This is a genomic window from Nocardioides sp. 1609 (assembly GCF_004522105.1).
In the GTDB taxonomy this organism is placed as follows: domain Bacteria; phylum Actinomycetota; class Actinomycetes; order Propionibacteriales; family Nocardioidaceae; genus Nocardioides.
Map to the genome: position 1 here is coordinate 60,977 of NZ_SPUJ01000010.1, position 20,550 is coordinate 81,526.

Consider the following 20,550-nt stretch of genomic DNA (forward strand, 5'->3'; position numbering starts at 1 on the left):
AGGGTTGCCATCACGTCAAGGTGAACGTCTCACCCCCAGGAGCCATTCCCGGCGATCTCCCGGACGATCCACTCCAGCGTCGACTCGACCAGGATCTCGAGCGCGACGTCCTGGGTCACCGGGCCGCGGGCGGGCACCTTGAAGCCGTGGTCGCCGCCGGGGATGACGGCCATGTCGATGTCGTCTGGGAACTCCTCGGGCGTGCCCATCGTGTCGCGCTCGCCCTGGACGACGAGCGTGGCGACCCGGGTGCGGCGCAGCTCGTCGAGCCGGGACTTCTCGGGCCGGCCGGGCGGGTGCAGCGGGAAGGCGAGGGCCAGGCAGCCGACCGCGCCGAGCCGCTTCGCCGTCCGTGCGGCCGACCGGGCGCCGGCGGAGCGGCCACCGACGACGAGCGGCGTGCGGGTGCGGAGCCGGTCGGCGCCTGCGACGAGAGCGGCGTCGAGGGTGGCCGGGGCGGTCGCGACCTTGCGGCCGGCCCGCTTCCACGGCTGCTCGAACCGGACGACCGTCACGTCGTTGCGCGGGAGCGCGGAGGCGAGGGCCTCCAGGTCGCGGGTGTCGATGCCGGCCCCGGCGCCGTGCCCGAGCAGCACCGTCGCGATCGGCCGGCGCGCGCGGTCGATCACCAGCCGGCCCTCCCCGTGCGGGGTGTCGACGAGGAGGTCGGACCGGGTCACAGCAGGGTCTCCTCGAGGGGCAGCGGCTCGATGAGCTCGGGGCCGTTGTTGCGCACGTTGCCGACGGCGGCCGACACCGGGTAGGCCTCGAGCCGTCCCGGCGCGGCCGGGACGAGCAGCCCGAGGAGGGCGTCCGGCGGGGTCGTCGGGTCGAGCCACCGACCCCACCGGTCCGGCTCCACCATCAACGGCATCCGGTCGTGGATCCGGCCGACGTCGTCCTCGGCGTCGGTGGTGATGACGGTGCAGGTCCAGCGGAACCGGGCCGGGTCGTCGTCGCCGCGGGTCGGGTCGCGCCAGATCTCGTAGAGCCCGGCCATGGCGAGCGTGCCGTGGTCCTTCGGGCGGATGAAGAAGGGTTGCTTGCGGGGCTTGCCGCCGGTGGTCGACCCGGCGGTCTCGTACCACTCGAAGTAGCCGTCGGCCGGCAGCAGGCAGCGCCGCTTCGCGAACGCCCGGCGGAAGGACGGCTTCTCGGCCACCGTCTCCATCCGGGCGTTGATCATCCGGCTCCCGATCGAGGGATCCTTCGCCCACGACGGCACCAGCCCCCAGCGCAGCGTCCGCAGCTGGCGGGTCGGCGGCTCGTCGCTGTCCCGCGACGGCGGCCGCTCGACCACGGCGTAGACGTCCTTGGTGGGAGCGACGTTGAAGTCGGGCTCGAGCGGCTTCTCGACCCGGCTCTCGACGACCTCGAACTCCTCGACGAGGTCGTCGGGCTGGCGGCTCGACGCGTACCTCCCACACATGGCGCTCACCCTAGTGGCGCGACGCGAGGTGCAGGAGCCCCCGGTGAACCCGGTGAACCCTCGGACCGCCACCGCGCGCGACGCCTGGAGGGATGGACGGACGCCGGCGGGGATCGCATAGGTTGGACCCATGAGTCTCAGCCGTCTGATCGCCCGTCCGCTCCTGGCCTCCGGGTTCGTGTTCGGTGCCGTGAACGCCCTGCGCAACGCCGACGTCGTCGCCGCGAAGGCGAAGCGGGTCACCGACAAGGTCGTCCCGCTCGTCCAGGGCAAGGGCGTTCCGGTCCCGTCGGACCCCCTGACCCTGGTGCGCATCAACGCCGGCGTCCAGATCGTCGGTGCGCTGGCCGTCGGCACCGGGCGGGCGCCGCGCCTCGGCGCCACCGCGCTGGCCCTGTCGATGATCCCGACCACGGTCGCCGGGCACGCGTTCTGGGCCGAGACGACCCCCGAGGGCAAGAACACCCAGCGCCTGCAGTTCTTCAAGAACGCCTCGATGCTCGGCGGCGCGATCATCGCGGCCGGCGACACCGACGGGAAGCCGGGCGTCGCCTGGCGTGCCCGCCGCGTGGCCAAGGACGCCCGTCGCGAGGCCAAGCACCTCGCCGTCTCGGCCAAGCGCGAGGCCAAGCTCGCCAAGGCCAAGGTGTCCTGACTTGGCCCAGCAGTCGGTGCAGCAGTCGGTGCAGCAGCCGGTCGATCCGTGGCCGGCACCCCGGTTCCACGACGCGGTCGACGCCGTGGTGTCCCTGCCCGGCAGCAAGTCGCTGGCCAACCGCGCGCTCGTGCTCGCCGCGATCTCCGACGGCCCGTCGGTCGTGCGGCGCGCCCTCCGCTCGCGCGACACCCTGCTGATGGCCGCGGGACTGACCGCGCTCGGCTCCGCGGTCGACACCTCCGGTGACGACTGGGTCGTCACTCCGGGCGGGTTCACCTCCGACGCCGTGATCGACTGCGGCCTCGCCGGCACGGTGATGCGCTTCGTGCCGCCGGTCGCGGGGCTGTCGTCGGGCACGGTCGAGTTCGACGGCGACCCCCACATGCGCAGTCGCCCGATCGGCGAGGTGCTGCTCGCGCTGCGCGCGCTCGGCGTCGACGTGCGCGACGGGTCGCGGGGCTCGCTGCCGTTCGCGATCCACGGCTCGGGCTCGGTGCGTGGCGGGACCGTGGTGATCGACGCCTCCGCGTCCTCGCAGTTCGTCTCCGCCCTGCTCCTCGCCGGCGCCCGGTTCGACGAGGGCGTCGACGTGCGCCACGACGGCAAGCCGGTGCCGTCGCTCCCCCACATCGACATGACGGTCGCCGTGCTGCGCGAGAACGGCGTCCACGTCGACGACTCCGAGGCCAACCGCTGGGCCGTCGCGCCCGGTCCGGTGAAGGCGGTCGACCGCACGATCGAGCCCGACCTGTCGAACGCCGCCCCGTTCCTCGCGCTCGCCGCGGTCACCGGCGGCTCCGTCACCGTGCGCGACTGGCCGGAGTCGACCACCCAGCCCGGTGACGAGCTGCGCTCGATCCTGGCGCTGATGGGCTGCGAGGTCGACCGGACCGCCGACGGCCTGCGGGTCACCGGCCCCGACCGGCTCGCCGGGGTCGACCTGGACCTGCACGACGTCGGTGAGCTGACGCCGGCCGTCGCGGCGCTCTGCGCCCTGGCCGACGGGCCGTCCCACCTGCGCGGCGTCGCCCACATCCGCGGCCACGAGACCGACCGGCTCGCCGCGCTCGCCGCCGAGCTCGGCGCGCTCGGCGCCGGGGTCGACGAGCACCCCGACGGGCTCACCATCCGGCCTGCCCCGCTGCGCGGCGGGGTGTTCCACACCTACGCCGACCACCGGATGGCGCACGCCGGCGTCATCATCGGCGCCGCCGTCGACGGTGTGCTGGTCGAGGACGTCGCCACCACGAGCAAGACGTTCCCCGACTTCGCCGGCTTCTGGTCCACCCTCGTGTGATGTCGGGTCACCGCTACTCCGACCACGACGTCGAGCACTACGACCGGCCCCGGCGCCGTACAAGGCCCCGCACCAAGGAGCGGCCGTCCTACGACGACGCCGTCGAGGGCGTCGTGGTCACCGTGGACCGCGGCCGGTTCACCCTGCTGGTCGGCGGCACCACGGTGCTGGCGGTGAAGGCACGTCCGCTGGGCCGCAAGGGCGTCGTCGTGGGCGACCGGGTGCGGGTCGTCGGCGACTCCTCCGGCGACGACGGCACCCTGGCTCGCATCGTCGGGGTGGTCCCCCGCACGACGACGTTGCGACGCACGGCCGACGACGACGACCCCGTCGAGCGGGTCATCGTCTCCAACGCCGAGCAGCTCGTCGTCGTCACCGCGCTCGCCGACCCCGACCCCCAGCCCCGGCTGATCGACCGGGCACTCGTCGCGGCCTACGACTCCGGCATGAAGCCGCTGCTGTGCCTGACCAAGGCCGACCTGCGCGACCCCGAGTCGCTGTTGTCGACCTACCGCTCGCTCGGCGTGCCGTGGGTGGTGACGCAGCGCGGCGGCGACCTGGTCGAGGTGCGCGAGCACCTCCTGGGCCGCACCAGCGTGCTGGTCGGGTCGAGCGGCGTCGGCAAGTCCACCCTCGTCAACGCCCTCGTCCCGGACGCCTTCCGCGAGGTCGGCATCGTCAACGCCGTGACCGGGCGGGGCCGCCACACCTCCACGTCGGCCTACATGCTGGCGCTCCCGGGTGAGGACGACGGCGCCCCCGGGGGCTGGATCATCGACACCCCGGGCATCCGGTCGTTCGGGCTGGCGCACGTGCGGCCGGAGGACCTGATCGGGGCCTTCCCCGACCTCGACGAGATGACCGAGGACTGTCCGCGCGGCTGCACCCACGGCGAGGACGAGCCCGAGTGCGGCCTCGACGACGCGCTCGCGGCCGGGACCGCCGACCCCGAGCGGGTCTCGTCGTTCCGGCGGCTGCTCGCCGCGCGGAGCGTCAGCGACTACTGACGGTTCCAGGCCCTACTGGCCGTAGACCGCCTGCGAGCCGGCGTCACCGGTCATGACGACGTAGACGATCGTGCCGATCGCGCCGGCCGCGACGAGCACGCCGAGCAGGATCCGCAGCGGACCCTTGCGCTCGTGCAGGAAGGCCGCCGCGAGGGTGACGACCGTGAACCCCGTGATGACGAGGCGCAAGGTCTCCGCGACCTCCTCGTGGTGCTCGAGCCGCTCGAGGAACACCCCGGCGGCCGCGTCGAAGCGGGGGTCGTCACGGAAGCTCTCGCCGCTCAGGAAGGCCGCCCAGATGGAGACGAAGGCGAGGAGCACCAGGACGACGGTGGGCCACCGCAGCCGGTCGCGCCAGGCCGGCACGAGGTAGGCGAGCGCCGAGAGCGCCGCGAGCGGGCCGAAGACGACCGCGGCGTGGACCACGAGGGGGTGCAGCGGAAGGCCGTTGATCTCCATGGATGAACGTTAAACCAGACGGATGAGAATAGGGTGAGCCGCGTGGCGCACCCCGATTACACCGACGACCTCCGGCTGGCCCACGTGCTGGCCGACGACGCCGACTCGCTGACCAGCGCCCGGTTCAAGGCGCTCGACCTGCACGTGATGAGCAAGCCGGACCTCTCCCCGGTCACCGACGCCGACCAGGCCGTCGAGGAGGGCATCCGGCGGACGCTGTCGCGGGTGCGCTCCCGCGACGCGATCACGGGCGAGGAGCAGGGCACCAGCGGCAACTCGCAGCGCCGCTGGATCGTCGACCCGATCGACGGCACCAAGAACTTCGTGCGCGGCGTCCCCGTCTGGGCCACGCTGATCGCCCTGGCCGTCGACGACGAGGTCGTGCTCGGCGTCGTCTCGGCACCGCAGCTCCAGCGGCGCTGGTGGGCCTCGAAGGGCGGGGGCGCCTACACCGGCCGGTCCCTGCTGAAGGCCACCGCGATGCAGGTGTCCGACGTCCGGCGGCTCGAGGACGCCTCCTTGTCGTACGCGTCGTTCCACGGCTGGGAGGAGCGCGGCCGGCTCGACGACTTCATGTCGCTCGCGCGGCGCTGCTGGCGCACCCGCGCCTACGGCGACTTCTGGTCCTACATGCTCCTCGCCGAGGGTGCCGTCGACCTCGCCGCCGAGCCCGAGCTCGAGGTCTACGACATGGCCGCGCTCGACATCATCGTCCGGGAGGCCGGGGGCCGGTTCACCTCGCTCGACGGCTCCGACGGCCCGTGGGGCCGCAACGTCCTGGCCTCCAACGGGCACCTGCACGAGGCGGCGCTGTCGTTCCTCGGCGGGTTGCCCGACAACCACGACGGCGACGCCGACTGGCCGTCGTCCGGACCCGGCAGCGTCAGCGACCTGTGGTCGCGGCGGGTTCGCGCCCCCGACGAGCCGGTCGACTGACCGCGACGTCCGGAAGGTCCCTGGCCTGACCGACCGGTGGATGTGACCCTGGTCACCAGCGCTCGTGGCGGTTACGTTCGGCGCATGCGCATCGGCGAGATCCTCGAGGCCAAGGCGAGTCACGACATCGTCACCATCACCCCGCAGGCGGGGGTGCGCGAGCTCATCGCCCTCCTCGCCGAGCACAACATCGGGGCCCTCGTCGTCAGCACCGACGGGACGTCGCTCGACGGCATCGTGAGCGAGCGCGACGTCGTCCGCCACCTCCACGCCGACGGCACGGTCGTCAACAACACGGTCGCGGCCATCATGACGTCGGCGGTCGAGACGTGCGGGCCCGACGACGACCTCGACCAGGTCATGACGATCATGACGTCGCGGCGGTTCCGGCACGTCCCGGTGGTCGACTGCGGCACGCTCATCGGCATCGTCTCGATCGGCGACGTCGTCAAGCACAAGATCGGCCAGCTGCAGTTCGAGCGCGACCAGCTCGACTCCTACGTGCACCAGTCCTGACCCGTCCGGGTCGCGTCCTCCCGGCCCCTCGGCCGGACCGGCGGGCACGAGCGGCTGCCGAGCCCGGGGACCCCGGATCCGTGTGCGACCCCTGCGGAACGGCCCTCTACGCTGGATCCATGGACAAGCCCGAGATCGACTTCCCCGACTTCGAAACGCCCGCCGACCTGGTCGTCACCGACGTCGTCGAGGGCGACGGCCCCGAGGCCGCCGCCGGACAGACCGTCAAGGTGCACTACGTCGGCGTCGCGCACTCCACCGGCGAGGAGTTCGACGCCTCCTACAACCGCGGCGAGCCGCTCCAGTTCCGTCTCGGCATCGGCCAGGTCATCTCGGGCTGGGACCAGGGCGTGCAGGGCATGAAGGTGGGCGGACGCCGCCAGCTCGTCATCCCGCCGCACCTCGGCTACGGCGACCGCGGCGCCGGCGGCGTCATCAAGCCCGGCGAGACCCTCATCTTCGTGGTCGACCTCCTCGAGGTCCGCTGAGCGAGCCGACCCGGGCGACGTCCGCCGGCCTCGCGAGCTGCGAGCTCGTCCGTGGACGTCGCCCGTGCCGTCGGCGAGTGCCGTCGGCGCCGGCAGCCGAGCGCGGCCGGTCCGGCCTCGGCGGGCCGATCGTCGCGTGACCGGTCCGAGCCACCCGCGCTCGCAGGCTCGCTCGAGTGCTCAGCCCTCGCGGGCGCTTCTCACCAGGGGAAGTCGTCGGGGGTGCTGCCGTCGCTCACGCGGGCCGACTGCGCCGCGACCGAGACGAGGTCGCCGTTGACGAGCTGACGCCCGCGCCGGGTCTCGGCGGCGCCGTTGACCTTGACCTGGCCGGCGGCCAGCAGGTGCTTGGCCTCGGATCCGGACTCGACGAGATTGGCGAGCTTCAAGAACTGGCCCAGCTTGATCGACTCGTCCTCGATCGCCACGTGCACGGGGTCTGCCATGGGATCAGTGAATCACCACCGCGATCGTGTGGATGAGCACCCCCACCAGTCCACCGACGATCGTGCCGTTGATCCGGATGAACTGCAGGTCGCGACCGACGTGCAGCTCGATCTTCTTCGCGGCCTCCCGACCGTCCCACTGCTCGATGGTGTGGGTGATGACGGCGGTGAGGTCGCGGCCGTAGCGCTCGACGACGAACACGACCGCGTCGGCGGCCAGCCCGTCGAGACGGCGGCGCAGGGCGGCGTCCTCGCCGAGCCGGGCCGAGAAGGCGGAGACCTCGGTCAGCAGGCGGGTGCGGACCGCCCCGTCGGGATCGGCGAGCGAGGTCCGCAGCGCGCGCTGCAACGCCTTCCACAGCGAGATCCCCGAGGTGACGACGGCCGGGTGCTCGAGCAGCCGGGTCTTGAGCCGCTCGGCCCGCTCCTGGGTCGAGGGGTCCTCGAGCAGGTCGGTGGCCAGCTGGGCGAGCATCGAGTCGAGCGCCCTCCGGGCCCGGTGGTCCGGGTCGGAGCGGATGTCGCCGACCCACTTCACCATCTCGACGTGCGCGCGGGCCGACACCTTCTCGTTGAGGCTGTCGGGAGCCCACCACGGCGCGCGCTCCTCGATGACCGCCTGGACGGTGCCGGGGTTCTCCCGCAGCCAGTCGTGCAGCTCGGTGAAGAGCAGGTCGACCAGGCCGTGGTGGACGTCGTCGCGCACCGCCTCCCCCAGCAGCCCACCGAGCAGCGGGGCGATCGGCTCGTCACGGAACCGCGGCACGAGCGCCTCGGTCACCAGGGCCTCGACGTGCTCGTCGCGCACCTTCCCGAGCGCGATCGAGGCGACCTCCGCGACCTCGTCGACCACACGCTGCGCGTTGGCCTCCTCGCCGAGCCACTCCCCCAGCCGCGCCGACACGCCGGCGGCGCCGATCCGGTCACGGATGATCCCCTCCTGGAGGAAGTTCTCGCCGACGAAGTCCTCGAGACCGCGCCCGAGGTCGTCCTTGCGGCGCGGGATCAGCGCGGTGTGCGGGATGGGCAGGCCGAGCGGGTGGCGGAACAGGGCCGTCACGGCGAACCAGTCGGCGATGGCACCGACCATCGAGGCCTCGGCGCCGGCGTTGACGAAGCCGAGGAAGCCGTCCCGGTCGAGCGTCGCCGCGTAGACGACGGCGGCGAGGACGAGCAGCGACAGGGCCACCGCCCGCATCCGGCGCAGCGCCCGCAGGCGGAGGGCGTCGGCCGCCGGGTCGGCGGCGAGCGCGGGCACCGCCGCGGTCCGGGGCGGCGTCCCGGGCGCGGGGCCGGGGGCGTCGCCCCGGAAAGCAGTGGTCGGCATCGGCCCATCCTTGCGCAGTCCTGGGCGTCCGCCGTGGGAGGCTTGCCCTCATGCCCGAGAGCCGCACCGTCATCACCTTCGGCACGTTCGACGTCTTCCACGTCGGTCACCTGCGCGTCATCGAGCGGGCCGCCGCGCTCGGTGACCGCCTGGTCGTCGGGGTCTCCGCCGACGAGCTGAACCTGCGCAAGAAGGGCCGCGCGCCCGTCTTCAGCCAGGCCGAGCGGCTGGCGATCGTGGCCGCGCTCAAGCCGGTCGACGAGGTGTTCGTGGAGGAGAGCCTCGAGCTCAAGCGGCACTACATCACCGAGCACGCCGCCGACGTCCTGGTGATGGGCGACGACTGGGCCGGACGCTTCGACGAGTTCGAGGACATCTGCGAGGTCGTCTACCTCCCGCGCACACCCGCCATCTCCACCACGGCGCTGATCGAGAAGATCTCCGCCGGCAGCTGACCGCACCACCTGCCCGACCTGCCCGACCTGCCCGACCCGCACCCGACCGGGACCTTCCCCCACCGACTCGGAGCCTTCCCCTTGATGCGTCACCGTCCCTCCTCCGCCGCGCTCGCACTCGTCGTCGCGACCCTGGCGACCACGCTCGCCGCGCCGCCGTCCTCGGCGTCGCCCGGCGGCACCGGCGCGACCGTCGTCGCGTCCGCCCCCGCAGCCGACCCGGCAGCCGACCCGGCGGCCGACCCCGGCACCGCCGTGCTGGTCCGCGCCACCGACGCGCTCTACGGCGGCCGCGCCGCTCGCGGGGACCGCCGTCCCGACGCGACGCTGGCCCTGCGCGACCTGTTCCTCGCCCGGGCCCGGCTCGGCGAGATCGGCGAGCGGTTCGCGGGCGGGCTGCTCGCCCGGCCGACCGACGGCGACCAGGACCCGTACGCCGACGGCTACTCCGCACGCCAGCGCCAGCGCTGCGGCACGAAGGTCTGCGTGCACTGGGTGACCCGGACCGAGGACCGCGCGAGCGACGCGTGGGTCGACACGACGCTGCGCGTGATGGGCAAGGTCTGGAAGCACCACGTGCGCACGCTCGGCTACCGCGCGCCGGCCCCGGACGGTCGCCGCGGCGGCAACGCCCTGTTCGACGTCTACCTCAAGGACCTCGGCGGCAAGGGCGTCTACGGCTACTGCGCGCCCGAGCGGAAGGTGCCCGGCCAGGCCGAGCAGGCCAGCGGCTTCTGCGTGCTCGACAACGACTTCGCCCGCGAGCAGTTCGGACGACGACCGCTCGAGACGCTGCGCGTCACCGCGGCCCACGAGTTCTTCCACGCGATCCAGTTCGCCTACGACTTCGGCGAGGACCCGTGGCTGCTCGAGTCGACGGCGACCTGGATCGAGGGCCGCTTCGCCGCCCGGGTCGACGACAACCGGATCTACCTGCCCTACGGCCAGCTCGGCCGGCCTGGCACCTCGCTCGACCTCTACGAGCCGAGCGGCTACGCCCACTACGGCAACTGGACGTTCTGGGAGTTCCTCGCCGCCCGGCTCGGCCCGGACGTCGTCCGCGACGTCTGGTGGCGCGCCGGCACGGGCGGCCGGATGCCGGACGAGTACTCCACCCAGGCCCTGCGCCGGGTGCTGGCCGACCACGGCGGCCTGCGCCGCAGGTTCGCGGCGTACGCCGCCGGCAACACCATGCCGGGGCGCACCTACCCCGAGGGACGCGCCTACCCCGCGGCGCCGGTCACGGCCCGCCGGGTGACGGCCGCACGACCACGCGTGCGCCTGGCGCCCCGCATCGACCACCTCAGCTCGCGCTCGGTCCGGCTGCGCCCCGGCCGGTCGCTGGCCCGGGGGTGGCGGCTGCAGGTCCGGATCGACGGGCCGGACGGCGTCCGGTCGCCCGCGGCGTACCTCACCGTCGAGCGTGCCGACGGCTCCGTGCAGCGGCGACCGGTCCGGCTGGACCGCACCGGAGCCGGCCGGGTGCGCGCCGTGTTCGGCCGGCGTGCGGTGCGCACGGTGACGATCACCCTGGCCAACGCCTCGACCCGGGTCACCTGCGACACCGGCACGTCGCTCGCCTGCCAGGGCTCGCCCCTCGACGACCGGGCGCGGTTCCGGGTGACCGCCGTGGCCGTGCGGCGCTGAGGCCGCCGCCTGCCGCGGGGGCCGCGACTCAGGCCAGGTGGTGGACCTCCTGCAGCTCCGCGACCGGGGTGTCGAGGCCGACCTGCCGGGCCTTGAGCTGCAGCGCCAGGTAGAGCGAGTAGTGCCGCGACTGGTGCAGGTTGCCGCCGTGGAACCAGAGGCCGTCCTGCTGCGTGGGCTTCCACATGTTGCGCTGCTCGCCCTCCCACGGACCGGGGTCCTTCGTGGTGTCGGAGCCGAGGCCCCAGCACTTGCCCACGGTGTCGGCGACGTCCTGGCTGATCAGGTCGGCGGCCCAGCCGTTCATCGACCCGTAGCCGGTCGCGTAGACGACCAGGTCGGCCGGCAGCTCGGTCCCGTCCTCGAGCACGACGGCGTCCTCGGTGAGGTGGCTGACCTGGCCGTGGGCGAGCTTCACGTCGCCGTCGGCGACGAGGTCGGCAGCGCCGACGTCGATGTAGTAGCCGGAGCCGCGACGCAGGTACTTCATGAACAGCCCCGAGCCGTCGTCGCCCCAGTCGTGCCGGAAGCCGGAGGCCTCGAGCCGGGCGTAGAAGTCGGCGTCCTTCGCGGCCATCGCCTCGTACGCCGGGATCTGGAACTCGTGCATGATCCGGTACGGGAGCGAGGCGAAGATCAGGTCGGCCTTCTCGGTCGTGACGCCAGCGGCCAGGGCGCGCTCCGAGTAGAGGTCGCCGAGGCCGTGCTCCATGAGTGAGTCGCTCTTGACGATGTGGGTCGAGGAGCGCTGCACCATCGTGACGTCCGCGTCGCTCTCCCAGAGCGCGCCGCAGATGTCGAAGGCGCTGTTGTTGCTGCCGACCACCACGCACCGCTTGCCCCGGTAGGCGTCGGGCCCGGGATGGGCCGAGGAGTGGTGCTGGTCGCCGCGGAACACGTCCTGGCCCGGCAGCTCGGGCACGTTCGGCTTGCCGGACATCCCGGTTGCGAGCACCAGCTGCTTCGGGCGCAGCGTGAGCGGCCGGCCCTCGCGCTCCACCTCGACGGTCCACTCCTGCGTCTCGTCCGACCAGGTGGCCGACGTGGCGGTCGTGGAGGACCAGTACGGCACCTCCATCACCTTCACGTAGGACTCCAGCCAGTCGCCCACCTTGTCCTTGGGCGTGAAGACCGGCCAGTTGTCGGGGAACTTCAGGTACGGCAGGTGGTCGTACCAGACCGGGTCGTGCAGGCAGAGGCTCTTGTAGCGGTTGCGCCACTGGTCACCGGGGCGCGGGTGCTTGTCGATCACGAGGCTCGGGACGCCGAGCTGGCGCAGCCGCGCACCGAGGGCGATGCCGCCCTGCCCCCCGCCGAGCACGAGGACGTAGGGCTGCTCGGTCGACCCGAGCGACTCCGCCTCGTCCTGGCGGCGCTCGAGCCACGTCGTCCGGTCCTTGGTCGCGCCGTGCACGGCGCCGGGCGGACGCCGGGTCCCGCGCGGCTCCTCGTGGCCCCGGAGCTCGTACAGGGTCGTGAGGAAGGTCCACGCGCGGTCCCGGCCGTCCTCCTCGCGCAGCCGGACCAGCCCGCGGCCGCGGCCGACCGCGGTCTCGAAGTCGAACCACGCGGTCAGCACGCCGTCGCCCTCGTCGGCCGGCTCGGCGAGCACGAAGTCCCTCGGGTCCGTGCGGTCGAGGGTCTCGCCGAGGCGCGCCGCGACGCCGTCGCGGTCCTCGACGGTGGAGATGTTCCAGGTGAAGGCGACCAGGTCGCGCCAGAAGCTCGTGGTGGCGAAGTGGTCGGCCGCCGCGGCGACGTCCCGCCCGCGGAGGGCGGCCTCGAACGAGGAGAACCAGGCCGTGGCGCGCTCGTCGGGCGTCCGGGTCGTGCTGGCGGCATCGATCGTCTGCGTCATGTGGGCCAGCACACACCGCCGCCGGCGGCCCGGACAGCGTTGCAGGCGATTGCAACGCCGGTCGCCGGCCAACGCCACCGCAACCTTCCGGGTGCACACTGGTGTGACGAGCACCACAGGAGGTCGCATGACGGCGTACGGCGCCATCGAGCCCGGGACCGACCTCTCGGTGCGCGCCCGCGAGCTGCAGCGGGTCCACGACGCCGTCCTCGCCGGCAGCCGGCCGGACGCGCGGCCGCGACCGGTGGTCGCCCGCTCGTGGTCGCGGGTGCTGGCCCTGGGGCTCGACCCCGACCGTGCCAACCTGCGCGACCCCCTGCCCGCCGACGACGTCGAACGGCGACGGCGCGCCTCGCCGCTCGCGCTGGTCGTCGAGGAGCTCCGCCGGGTGCTGACCAGCGTGGCCGACGCCTCGATGTTCCTCGTGGTGGTCTGCGACGCCGACGGCGTCATCCTGTGGCGCGAGGGGTCGGCCCGGGTCCGCCTGCAGGCCGACTCGCTGGGCTTCGCGGAGGGCGCCACGTGGACCGAGCAGCGGGTCGGCACGAACGCGATCGGCACGGCGCTGGCCGAGGCGGCCCCGGTGCAGCTGTTCTCCGCCGAGCACTTCGAGCAGCAGCAGGTCCCCTGGTACTGCACCGCCCATCCCCTCCACGACCCCCGCACCGGCGAGCTCCTCGGTGTGGTCGACGTGAGCGGCCCGGCCCTCACGCTGCACCCGGCGCTGGGCTCGCTCGTCGAGAGCGCGGTGCGCCTCGCCGAGGGCGCGCTCCACCGCCACCACCTCGACGGCCTCGACCGGCTCCGGCGCGAGGCGGCGCCGCTGGTGGGAAGCGGGCCGCTGCTCGTGGTCGACGACCACGGCTGGGTGGCCCACCACGAGGGGCTCGCGGCCCGCGACCGGATCGAGGCTCCGAGTCCCGACCGGCCGGTCGCCGTCCCGGGCCTCGGGCTCTGCGTCCCCGAGCGGCTCGGCCGCGGCTGGCTGGTGCGCCCGAGCGGCGGCTCCGTGCGCGTGAGCGCCCGGTTGCACCCGGACGGCGTCCTGGACGTCGTCGCGGGCGACCGCTCGTGGCGCGCCACGCTCACCCGCCGGCACGCGCAGATCCTCGCGCACCTGGCCGCTGCCGGTCCGCTCGGGCTCGACGCGTCCGCGCTGAGCGTCCTGGTGCACGGCGACGCCGAGCACGTCGTCACCGCCCGGGCGGAGGTGTCCCGGCTGCGGCGCGCGGTCGGGGCGCTGGTCGCGACCGGGCCCTACCGGCTGGCCGACGGCGTCCGGCTCGAGGTCGTGGGCGCCGGCCCGTAGCGACCGGCTACCCGCCGCCCGCCGCGAGCACGCGCGCGACCGCGGCGGACACGGCGCGGGCCAGGTCGGCAGCGGTGTCGCCGTCCGGCTCCGCGACGATCTCGTCGACCACGCCCAGCTCGGCGAGCTCGGTGGCGCGGACCCGCTGCACGGTGGCCATCTCGGCGGCGTGCTCGACGTCGCCGTGCACGATCACGCTCGCGCCCTCGGGGGGCAGCGGGGAGAGCCACGCGTGCTCGGTGGCCACCACGGTCGCAGCGGGCAGCAGCGCCAGGGCTCCGCCGCCGCAGCCCTGCCCGAGGATCACCGACACCGTCGGCACGGTCATCGTGGTGAGCGTCGCGATGCAGCGGGCGATCTCGCCGGCGATCGCCCGCTCCTCGGCGGCCGCGGACAGCTCGGCGCCCGGCGTGTCGATCACCGTGACCAGCGGCAGCCGCAGCTCGTCGGCGAGCCGCATCGCGCGGCGCGCCTCGCGCAGCGCCCCGGGACCCATCGGGGTCGAGTCGCCCTGCCGCTCGCGGTCCTGCCCCACCACGACGCACGGCTGCCCGTCGAGCCGGGTGAGGGCCACCAGCACGGCGTGGTCGCGCTCCCCCTCGTCGGTCCCGCGCAGCCGCACGGTCCCCGCGGCGCCGTACCGGATGAGGTCGCGGACGCCGGCGCGACCGGGCTCGCGGGTGCGTTGGATCGAGCTCCACGCGCTGCCCCCGGCCGCGGGCGCACCCGTCCGGCGGGGCAGCTCGGGGGGCCGGGCGGGGTCGACGAGGACGCCGAGGGCCAGGTCGACCAGGGCCGGGAGGTCCTCGGGACGCACGACGGCGTCGATGACGCCCTTGTCGGCCAGGTTCTCCGCCGTCTGGACGTCGGGCGGGAACGGCTCGCCGCGCAGCGCCTGGTAGACCTTCGGCCCGAGGAAGCCGACCAGCGCCCCGGGCTCGGCGACGGTGACGTGGGCGAGCGAGCCCCACGAGGCGTACACGCCGCCGGTCGTGGGGTGGCGCAGGTAGACGAGGTAGGGCAGGCCCGCCGCCCGGTGCTCCATGATCGCCCGCGAGATCGAGGCCATCTCGACGAACGCCGGCGTGCCCTCCTGCATCCGGGTCCCGCCGGACGCGGTGGTGGCGAGCAGCGGCAGACCCTCGGCCGTCGCCCGGCGGACCGCGGCGGTGATGCGGTGGGCCGCGGCCCGGCCGATCGAGCCGGCGAGGAAGCCGAACTCGTTGACCACCACGGCCACCGGGCGCCCGCGCATCCGGGCGCGGCCGGTGACGACCGACTCGTCGGTGCCCGCCTTGAGCGCCGCCGCCCGCAGCGCGTCCTGGTAGGCGGGCGGGTGGCCCGAGATGTCGATCGGCTCGTCCCAGGACTCGTAGGACCCGTCGTCGAGCACCAGCTCGAGCAGCTCCCGGGCACTCCAGCGGTGCCGGGTCGAGGTGCTCACGACGCCCCGTCGAGCCAGGCCCGGATGGCGGCGCCGTGCTGGTCGAGCACCGGCGGGGCGGCGTGCTCGCGACGGGTCGTCTCCGGCCCGGCGTCCTCCCCCTCGGACCCGGCGAAGAACCGCAGCGGCGGGCCGGGCAGCGTGATCGGGCCGAGGCCGGCGTGCTCGACGTCGACGAGCAGCCCCTGGCTGCGGGTCTGGTCCCACTCGTAGACCTCGTCGAGGCCGCGGACCTTCCCGGCCGGCACGCCGATCTCGGCCAGCCGGACGAGGAGGGGCTCGGCGTCCCAGTCGGCGAAGACCGACTCGACGAGCTCGACGACGCGCTCGCGCGCCGCGGCGCGCTCGGGGTTCGTCGCCACGCCGTCGGCGTCCGGATCGAGGTCGAAGCCGGCGCAGAAGCGCTTCCACAGCCCCTCGCTCCCCAGCGCGATCTGGACGGCGCCGTCGCGGCAGCGGAACAGCCCGTACGGCGAGATCGACGGGTGGTGGTTGCCCTGGGCCCGGCCGACCTCGCCGGCGACGGTCCACCGGGTGCCCTGGAAGGCGTGGACGCCGACCACCGCGGCGAGCAGCGACGTCCGGACGACCTGCCCGCGGCCGGTGCGTGCGCGCTCGTGCAGGGCGGCCAGGACGCCGTAGGCGCCGTACATCCCGGCGAGCAGGTCGGCGATCGGCGTGCCGACCCGCTGCGGGTCGGCGGGCGAGGAGCCGGTGAGCGACATCAGGCCGGCCTCGCCCTGGGCGATCTGGTCGTAGCCGGCCCGACCCCCCTCGGGTCCGTCGTGCCCGAAGCCGGTGATCGACAGCACGACCAGCCTCGGGTTGCGCCGGGTCAGGTCGTCGATGCCGAGGCCCAGGCGCTCGAGGACGCCGGTGCGGAAGTTCTCGACGAGCACGTCGGCCCGGTCGACGAGCCGGAGCAGCAGGTCGCGGTCGGCGTCGTCCTTGAGGTCGAGGGTGATCGACTCCTTGTTGCGGTTGGCCGAGAGGAAGTACGTCGACTCCCGCGCGCCGGGCTCCCCGACGAACGGCGGCCCCCACCCGCGGGTGTCGTCACCGCTGCCCGGCGCCTCCACCTTGATCACACGGGCGCCCTGGTCCCCGAGCATCATCGTGGCGTGCGGGCCGGCGAGGGCCCGGCTGAGGTCCACCACGAGCACGTCCCGCAGCGGTCCGCCGTGACCGTCGCGACCGTCGTCCGTCGTCGTCGTCATCGTCGTCACCAGCCCGGCAGCACGAGCATCGCCCACACGAGCAGCGGTCCGGCGAGGACCACGATCACGCTGTAGGTGAGGATCTGCTTGTAGTAGACGGGCTCGGTGATCGAGTCGGGCTTGTTGGCCAGCATCAGCGCGCCGTTGGTCGAGAACGGGCTGACGTCGACGATCGTCGAGCTCACCGCGAGGGCGGCGACGAAGAGCGCGGGGCTGATGCCGCCGTCGGCGATGAGCGGGAGGCCGATCGGGATGATGACCGGCAGCAGCGCGGTCGACGAGGCGAAGGCCGACACGACGCCTCCGACGTAGCAGAGGACGAGGGCGCCGACGGCGGCCACGCCGAGGCCGGCGGCCCAGTTGCCGACGAACTCGGGCGACCCGGCCGCCTGGAGGATGGCGGCGTAGGTGCTCACACCGGCGACGAGGAGCACGGTGGGCCAGGCGACCTGCTTGATCGCGTCCTTGTGCTCGTGGGGCGAGAGCATCGCGAGGAGCACGGCGGCGGTGATCGCGACGAAGCCGATGTTCTTGTCGAAGGTCAGCGCGATGGCGGCGACGGCGACGAACGCGACGAGGGTCAGCAGGCGGTCCAGGCGCATCCCGAGGGCCTGGGTGGTGCCGGTGGCGGTGGCGCCGGTGCCGCGGGCGGTCACGCCGGCACCGCCGCGGTGGAGGTCCTCGCTGAGGGTGTCGGGGTCGTCGGGGTCGATCCGCAGGCCGATCAGCTTGCGACCGCCGAGCACGACGAACAGGACGACGGCGAGGGCGAGGTTGATGAGCAGGCTCGACAGGAAGATGGTGACCTCGGCGTTCGGGAGGCCCTCGTCGGCCATGATCGAGTTGGTCAGCGAGCCGTAGATGCTGATCGGCGAGAAGCCGCCGGCCTGCGCGCCGTGGACGACGAACATGCCCATCATCAGCGGGCTGATGCCGTAGCGGCCGGCGAAGCCGAGCGCGATCGGGCCGATGATCGCGCACGCCGCCGGGCTGACCGCACCGACGCCGGTGAGGACGGCCGTCACGGCGAACATCACCCACGGGATCAGCACCACCCGTCCCCCGACCGCCTTGACGGCGCTGGCGACGATGAGGTCGACGGTGCCGTTGTTGCGGGCGATCGCGAAGAGGTACGTCACGCCGATGATCGTGAGGATGAGGTCACCACTGACCCCGGCGAGGATCTCCTTCTCGGTCATGTCGAGCGCGTACATGCCGACGAGCCAGGCCGCCACGTAGCCGAGCGCGCCCATGTTGATCGGCAGCACGGTGCCGATCGCGAACAGGGCGACCAGGGCGAGGATCGCCACCCATTCCGGTCCCATCAGGTTCCTCCATCCGGCCGGCTCGACCCGACATCGGCGTGATGTCGGTCACCCGGCTCAGTGGCCTAGCCAATAGGTCACCGAGTCTCCTTGTCAATAGCCCTGTGTGAACTAGGATGCTCGCGTGACCGCCTCCGAGTTCCCGGCGCGCCTGGCCCGGGTCCGCCTCTACGAGCAGGTCGCCGAGCAGATCACTCGGTGGATCGGCGACAACGGGCTGCGCGCCGGCGACCGACTGCCCCCCGAGCGTGACCTCGCGACCCGGCTCGGGGTCAGCCGCGCCACGCTCAGCCAGGCGCTCGTCGCGCTCGAGGTCATCGGCGTCGTGGTCGTGCGCCACGGCGACGGCACCGTGGTCACCGAGGCCGCCACCGGGCACGCCCGGATCGGCGAGGCGATCCGCGACCACGCCGACCGCCTGCCCGAGGTGATCGAGACCCGCGACGCGCTCGAGACCAAGCTCGCCGCCCTGGCCGCCCGGCGCCGCAGCGACGAGGACCTCGCCCGCATCGACGCGGCGCTGGCGTTCATGGCCGCCGACGTCGACAACGGAGGACGCGGCGTCGAGGGCGACGAGCGGTTCCACGCCGCCGTCACCACGGCCGCCCACTCCCCCCTGCTCGCCCGCCTCATGGCCGAGATCTCCGACCTCATCCGCGAGACCCGCATCGAGTCGCTCGGGCAGCCCGGCCGGCCACGCGCGTCCCTCGCCGGCCACGGCGCCATCGCCGAGGCGATCCGGGCCGGTGACCCGGACGCCGCCGCCCGCGCGATGCACGAGCACGTCGAGATGGTCAGCGACGTCGCCGTCCTGCGTCCCGAGGCCGAGTCGGCCTAGGCCGACGACGCCGTCCATGTCATCGCTGGAGATCCTCGCGGTCCTCGCTGCCGGACTGGGCGGCGGCATCCTGACCTCGACCGTCGGGGTCGCGTCGCTGCTGACCTTCCCGGTGCTGGTCGCGGTCGGCCTGCCCCCCGTGGTCGCAAACGCCAGCAACACCGTCGGGATGACGCCCGGCGGCCTGAGCGGCTCCTTCGGCTACCGCCGCGAGCTGCGCGAGCACCCGCGCCTGACCGCCGTGGTCATGGTGACCTGCGCGGCGGGCGCCGTGCTCGGCGCGACGCTGCTGCTGGCCCTGCCGGCCGGGGTCTTCGAGGCGGTCGTGCCCTGGCTGATCCTGGGCACCTGCCTGCTCGTCGGTGCGACGCCCCGGATCTCGCGCTGGCTGCGGAGCCGTCAGGGCGCCGACGCCGCTCCTCGCACGCACCCGTCGCCGGTGACGACGGCGTTCTGCACGGCGACCGGCGTCTACGGCGGCTACTTCGGCGCCGGGTCCGGCGTGATGATGCTGGCGGTGCTCGGCCTCGGCACCGACGTCGAGCTGCGCATCCTCAACGCGCTCAAGACCCTGGCGGTGATGGCGAGCAACGTCGTCGCCACGGTGATCTTCCTCGTCGTCGCCGACCTCGACTGGCTGGCCATCGGCCTGCTCGCCGCCGGGTCGGTGATCGGCGGCTACGCCGGCGCGCACATCGGCCGGCACCTCCCGGCCACGCTGCTCCGCACCCTCATCGTGCTCGCCGGGATCCTGGCCTTCGTGCTGCTCCTCTGACGGCACCCGCGGTCGCAGAGCGGCGCGGGCACCGGCCGCTCAGCCCCCTCAGCCCCGCTCGGCGTCGGAGGTCGGACGCCGGGGCACCGCGGTGTCGAGCGCGCCCGGGGGCAGTCGGTACAGGCGCGTCAGGAGGTCGCGCTGGGCGCGTCCTGGCACGGCGCGGCCGGCCTCCCAGGAACGGACCGCGGCCACCGACCGCCCGGACGCGGCGGCGACGTCGGCCTGGCGCAGACCGCTCCAGTCCCTCAGGTCGCGCAGCACGCGTGGCAGCTCGCCCGGTCCCCACGCGTCGGGGCGCAGGCCCACGGGCACCGGGACGGCGTACCACCCGGCCACCGTCGCCACGTCGACCCCGAGGACCCGGGCGAGGCGCCGCTGGTGGATCCAGCGCGGCGCCCGCCCGGCCTCCCAGCAGCCGACGAGATGACGTGACACGCCGACGGACTCGGCCAGGAGCCGCTGCGAGAGGCCGCACCGGTGCCGGGCGGCCCGCAGCGGCCCACGGTGCCGGGGCACGGCCGCCGGCGTCCGGACCAGCAGGTCGACCAGGGCCGAGCGCGGGACGTCCTCGAGGCCCGCGATCTCGGCGAGGCGCGGCACCAGCGTCAGCGGCATCCCGACCCGCCCGGCCTCCCAGTTGAAGACCGTCGAGACCGGGACGTCGAGCTCGGTCGCCACGCGGCTCGCCGCCAGGTCGCCGCGGCGCCGCAGCTCCCGGAGCCCGGTGGCGCGGGTGCGCTCGGCCGGGGGCGGTGCCGGGCGCCGGGCGTCGAAGAACTCCGCGACCCACGAGGGCTCGGTCGAGAGCACCCGGGCCAGCCCGGTGATCTCGGCCGGGCCCGGCAGTCGTTCACCGCGCTCCCAGCGCAGCACCGTCGTGGGGTGCACGCCGACCACGTGCGCGACGTGGCGGGTCGACAGCCGCAGCTCGGCGCGGCGGGTCCGCAGGTCGGTCGTCGCCGCCCGGCCGCCCATCTCAGGGAGTGCTGGAGAAGGCGGCGTCGAAGGCCGCCGACGGCGGGTCGAAGGCCAACCGACGCACGAACTCCAACGCCTCCGGAGCCCCCACCAACCGGTCCATCCCCGCGTCCTCCCACTCCACCGAGATCGGCCCGT

General features: G+C 74.0%; 21 protein-coding genes. 11 read left to right on the forward strand and 10 right to left on the reverse strand.

Going from position 1 to position 20,550, the window contains the following annotated elements; translation table 11 throughout:
* Positions 1-29 precede the first annotated feature (29 nt).
* Positions 30-680 carry an alpha/beta family hydrolase gene (locus tag E4623_RS21540; RefSeq protein ID WP_134768637.1) on the reverse strand — a complete coding sequence of 217 codons (651 nt, stop codon included), beginning with the start codon at positions 678-680 and terminating at the stop codon, positions 30-32.
* Positions 677-1,429, reverse strand: coding sequence for an SOS response-associated peptidase (locus tag E4623_RS21545; RefSeq protein ID WP_134768638.1), 753 nt, complete (start codon positions 1,427-1,429; stop codon positions 677-679). Before E4623_RS21545 ends, E4623_RS21540 begins: the two co-directional genes overlap by 4 nt.
* Before the next feature lie 130 nt (positions 1,430-1,559).
* Between E4623_RS21545 and E4623_RS21550 the strand changes: the two genes are divergently transcribed.
* From E4623_RS21550 to rsgA, 3 genes are read left to right on the forward strand one after another with little or no spacing between them, the layout of a single operon-like run.
* Positions 1,560-2,084, forward strand: coding sequence for a DoxX family membrane protein (locus E4623_RS21550; RefSeq protein WP_134768639.1), 525 nt, complete (start codon positions 1,560-1,562; stop codon positions 2,082-2,084).
* A gap of 28 nt (positions 2,085-2,112) precedes the next feature.
* Positions 2,113-3,384, forward strand: coding sequence for a 3-phosphoshikimate 1-carboxyvinyltransferase (gene aroA / locus E4623_RS23070; RefSeq protein WP_134768662.1), 1,272 nt, complete (start codon positions 2,113-2,115; stop codon positions 3,382-3,384).
* Positions 3,384-4,391, forward strand: a complete 1,008-nt coding sequence (gene rsgA / locus E4623_RS21560) for a ribosome small subunit-dependent GTPase A (RefSeq protein WP_134768640.1) — start codon at positions 3,384-3,386, stop codon at positions 4,389-4,391. The genes aroA and rsgA overlap by 1 nt, the downstream gene beginning before the upstream one ends.
* Positions 4,392-4,403: 12 nt before the next feature.
* Here rsgA and E4623_RS21565 read toward each other — a convergent pair whose 3' ends face one another.
* On the reverse strand, positions 4,404-4,850 hold the full coding sequence (locus tag E4623_RS21565) for a DUF2231 domain-containing protein (RefSeq protein ID WP_134768641.1): 447 nt from the start codon (positions 4,848-4,850) through the stop codon (positions 4,404-4,406).
* 42 nt (positions 4,851-4,892) lie between these two features.
* On the opposite strand from E4623_RS21565, the gene E4623_RS21570 reads away from it, so the two are divergent.
* From E4623_RS21570 to E4623_RS21580, 3 genes are all read left to right on the forward strand, one after another.
* Complete coding sequence (locus E4623_RS21570; protein ID WP_134768642.1) at positions 4,893-5,786, forward strand: inositol monophosphatase family protein; 894 nt, start codon at positions 4,893-4,895, stop codon at positions 5,784-5,786.
* A gap of 84 nt (positions 5,787-5,870) precedes the next feature.
* Positions 5,871-6,302, forward strand: a complete 432-nt coding sequence (locus tag E4623_RS21575) for a CBS domain-containing protein (RefSeq protein WP_134768643.1) — start codon at positions 5,871-5,873, stop codon at positions 6,300-6,302.
* A gap of 119 nt (positions 6,303-6,421) precedes the next feature.
* On the forward strand, positions 6,422-6,790 hold the full coding sequence (locus E4623_RS21580) for an FKBP-type peptidyl-prolyl cis-trans isomerase (protein WP_134768644.1): 369 nt from the start codon (positions 6,422-6,424) through the stop codon (positions 6,788-6,790).
* A gap of 200 nt (positions 6,791-6,990) precedes the next feature.
* Here the strand turns inward: E4623_RS21580 and E4623_RS21585 are convergent, their stop codons facing one another.
* Positions 6,991-7,236: an RNA-binding S4 domain-containing protein gene (locus E4623_RS21585; protein WP_134768645.1), complete on the reverse strand. Its 246-nt coding sequence runs from the start codon at positions 7,234-7,236 to the stop codon at positions 6,991-6,993.
* A gap of 4 nt (positions 7,237-7,240) precedes the next feature.
* A complete protein-coding gene (locus tag E4623_RS21590; protein ID WP_134768646.1) occupies positions 7,241-8,563 on the reverse strand; it encodes a DUF445 domain-containing protein in 1,323 nt (440 codons plus the stop codon).
* Between the two features lie 50 nt (positions 8,564-8,613).
* Between E4623_RS21590 and E4623_RS21595 the strand changes: the two genes are divergently transcribed.
* Positions 8,614-9,018 carry an adenylyltransferase/cytidyltransferase family protein gene (locus E4623_RS21595; protein ID WP_134768647.1) on the forward strand — a complete coding sequence of 135 codons (405 nt, stop codon included), beginning with the start codon at positions 8,614-8,616 and terminating at the stop codon, positions 9,016-9,018.
* Between the two features lie 84 nt (positions 9,019-9,102).
* Positions 9,103-10,665, forward strand: a complete 1,563-nt coding sequence (locus E4623_RS21600; protein WP_134768648.1) for an MXAN_6640 family putative metalloprotease — start codon at positions 9,103-9,105, stop codon at positions 10,663-10,665.
* 28 nt (positions 10,666-10,693) lie between these two features.
* On the opposite strand, the gene E4623_RS21605 is transcribed toward E4623_RS21600, so the two are convergent.
* Positions 10,694-12,523 (reverse strand): NAD(P)/FAD-dependent oxidoreductase, encoded by a 1,830-nt coding sequence (locus tag E4623_RS21605; RefSeq protein ID WP_134768649.1) that lies wholly within the window; start codon positions 12,521-12,523, stop codon positions 10,694-10,696.
* A gap of 127 nt (positions 12,524-12,650) precedes the next feature.
* Here E4623_RS21605 and E4623_RS21610 point away from each other — a divergent pair, with 127 nt between their 5' ends.
* Positions 12,651-13,832: a GAF domain-containing protein gene (locus E4623_RS21610; protein ID WP_134768650.1), complete on the forward strand. Its 1,182-nt coding sequence runs from the start codon at positions 12,651-12,653 to the stop codon at positions 13,830-13,832.
* Between the two features lie 7 nt (positions 13,833-13,839).
* Here E4623_RS21610 and E4623_RS21615 read toward each other — a convergent pair whose 3' ends face one another.
* The 3 genes from E4623_RS21615 to E4623_RS21625 are packed head-to-tail and all read right to left on the reverse strand — an operon-like array spanning position 13,840 to position 17,818.
* Complete coding sequence (locus E4623_RS21615; protein WP_134768651.1) at positions 13,840-15,276, reverse strand: carboxyl transferase domain-containing protein; 1,437 nt, start codon at positions 15,274-15,276, stop codon at positions 13,840-13,842.
* On the reverse strand, positions 15,273-16,493 hold the full coding sequence (locus E4623_RS21620) for a CoA transferase (protein ID WP_134768652.1): 1,221 nt from the start codon (positions 16,491-16,493) through the stop codon (positions 15,273-15,275). The genes E4623_RS21615 and E4623_RS21620 overlap by 4 nt, the downstream gene beginning before the upstream one ends.
* Positions 16,494-16,498: 5 nt before the next feature.
* Positions 16,499-17,818 carry an SLC13 family permease gene (locus tag E4623_RS21625; protein WP_134768653.1) on the reverse strand — a complete coding sequence of 440 codons (1,320 nt, stop codon included), beginning with the start codon at positions 17,816-17,818 and terminating at the stop codon, positions 16,499-16,501.
* A 124-nt stretch (positions 17,819-17,942) separates the two neighbouring features.
* On the opposite strand from E4623_RS21625, the gene E4623_RS21630 reads away from it, so the two are divergent.
* Both E4623_RS21630 and E4623_RS21635 read left to right on the forward strand, forming a co-directional pair.
* Positions 17,943-18,656, forward strand: coding sequence for a FadR/GntR family transcriptional regulator (locus tag E4623_RS21630; protein WP_134768654.1), 714 nt, complete (start codon positions 17,943-17,945; stop codon positions 18,654-18,656).
* 16 nt (positions 18,657-18,672) lie between these two features.
* On the forward strand, positions 18,673-19,431 hold the full coding sequence (locus E4623_RS21635; RefSeq protein WP_134768655.1) for a sulfite exporter TauE/SafE family protein: 759 nt from the start codon (positions 18,673-18,675) through the stop codon (positions 19,429-19,431).
* Between the two features lie 48 nt (positions 19,432-19,479).
* Here E4623_RS21635 and E4623_RS21640 read toward each other — a convergent pair whose 3' ends face one another.
* A complete protein-coding gene (locus E4623_RS21640) occupies positions 19,480-20,409 on the reverse strand; it encodes a helix-turn-helix domain-containing protein (protein WP_134768656.1) in 930 nt (309 codons plus the stop codon).
* Positions 20,410-20,550 lie beyond the last annotated feature (141 nt).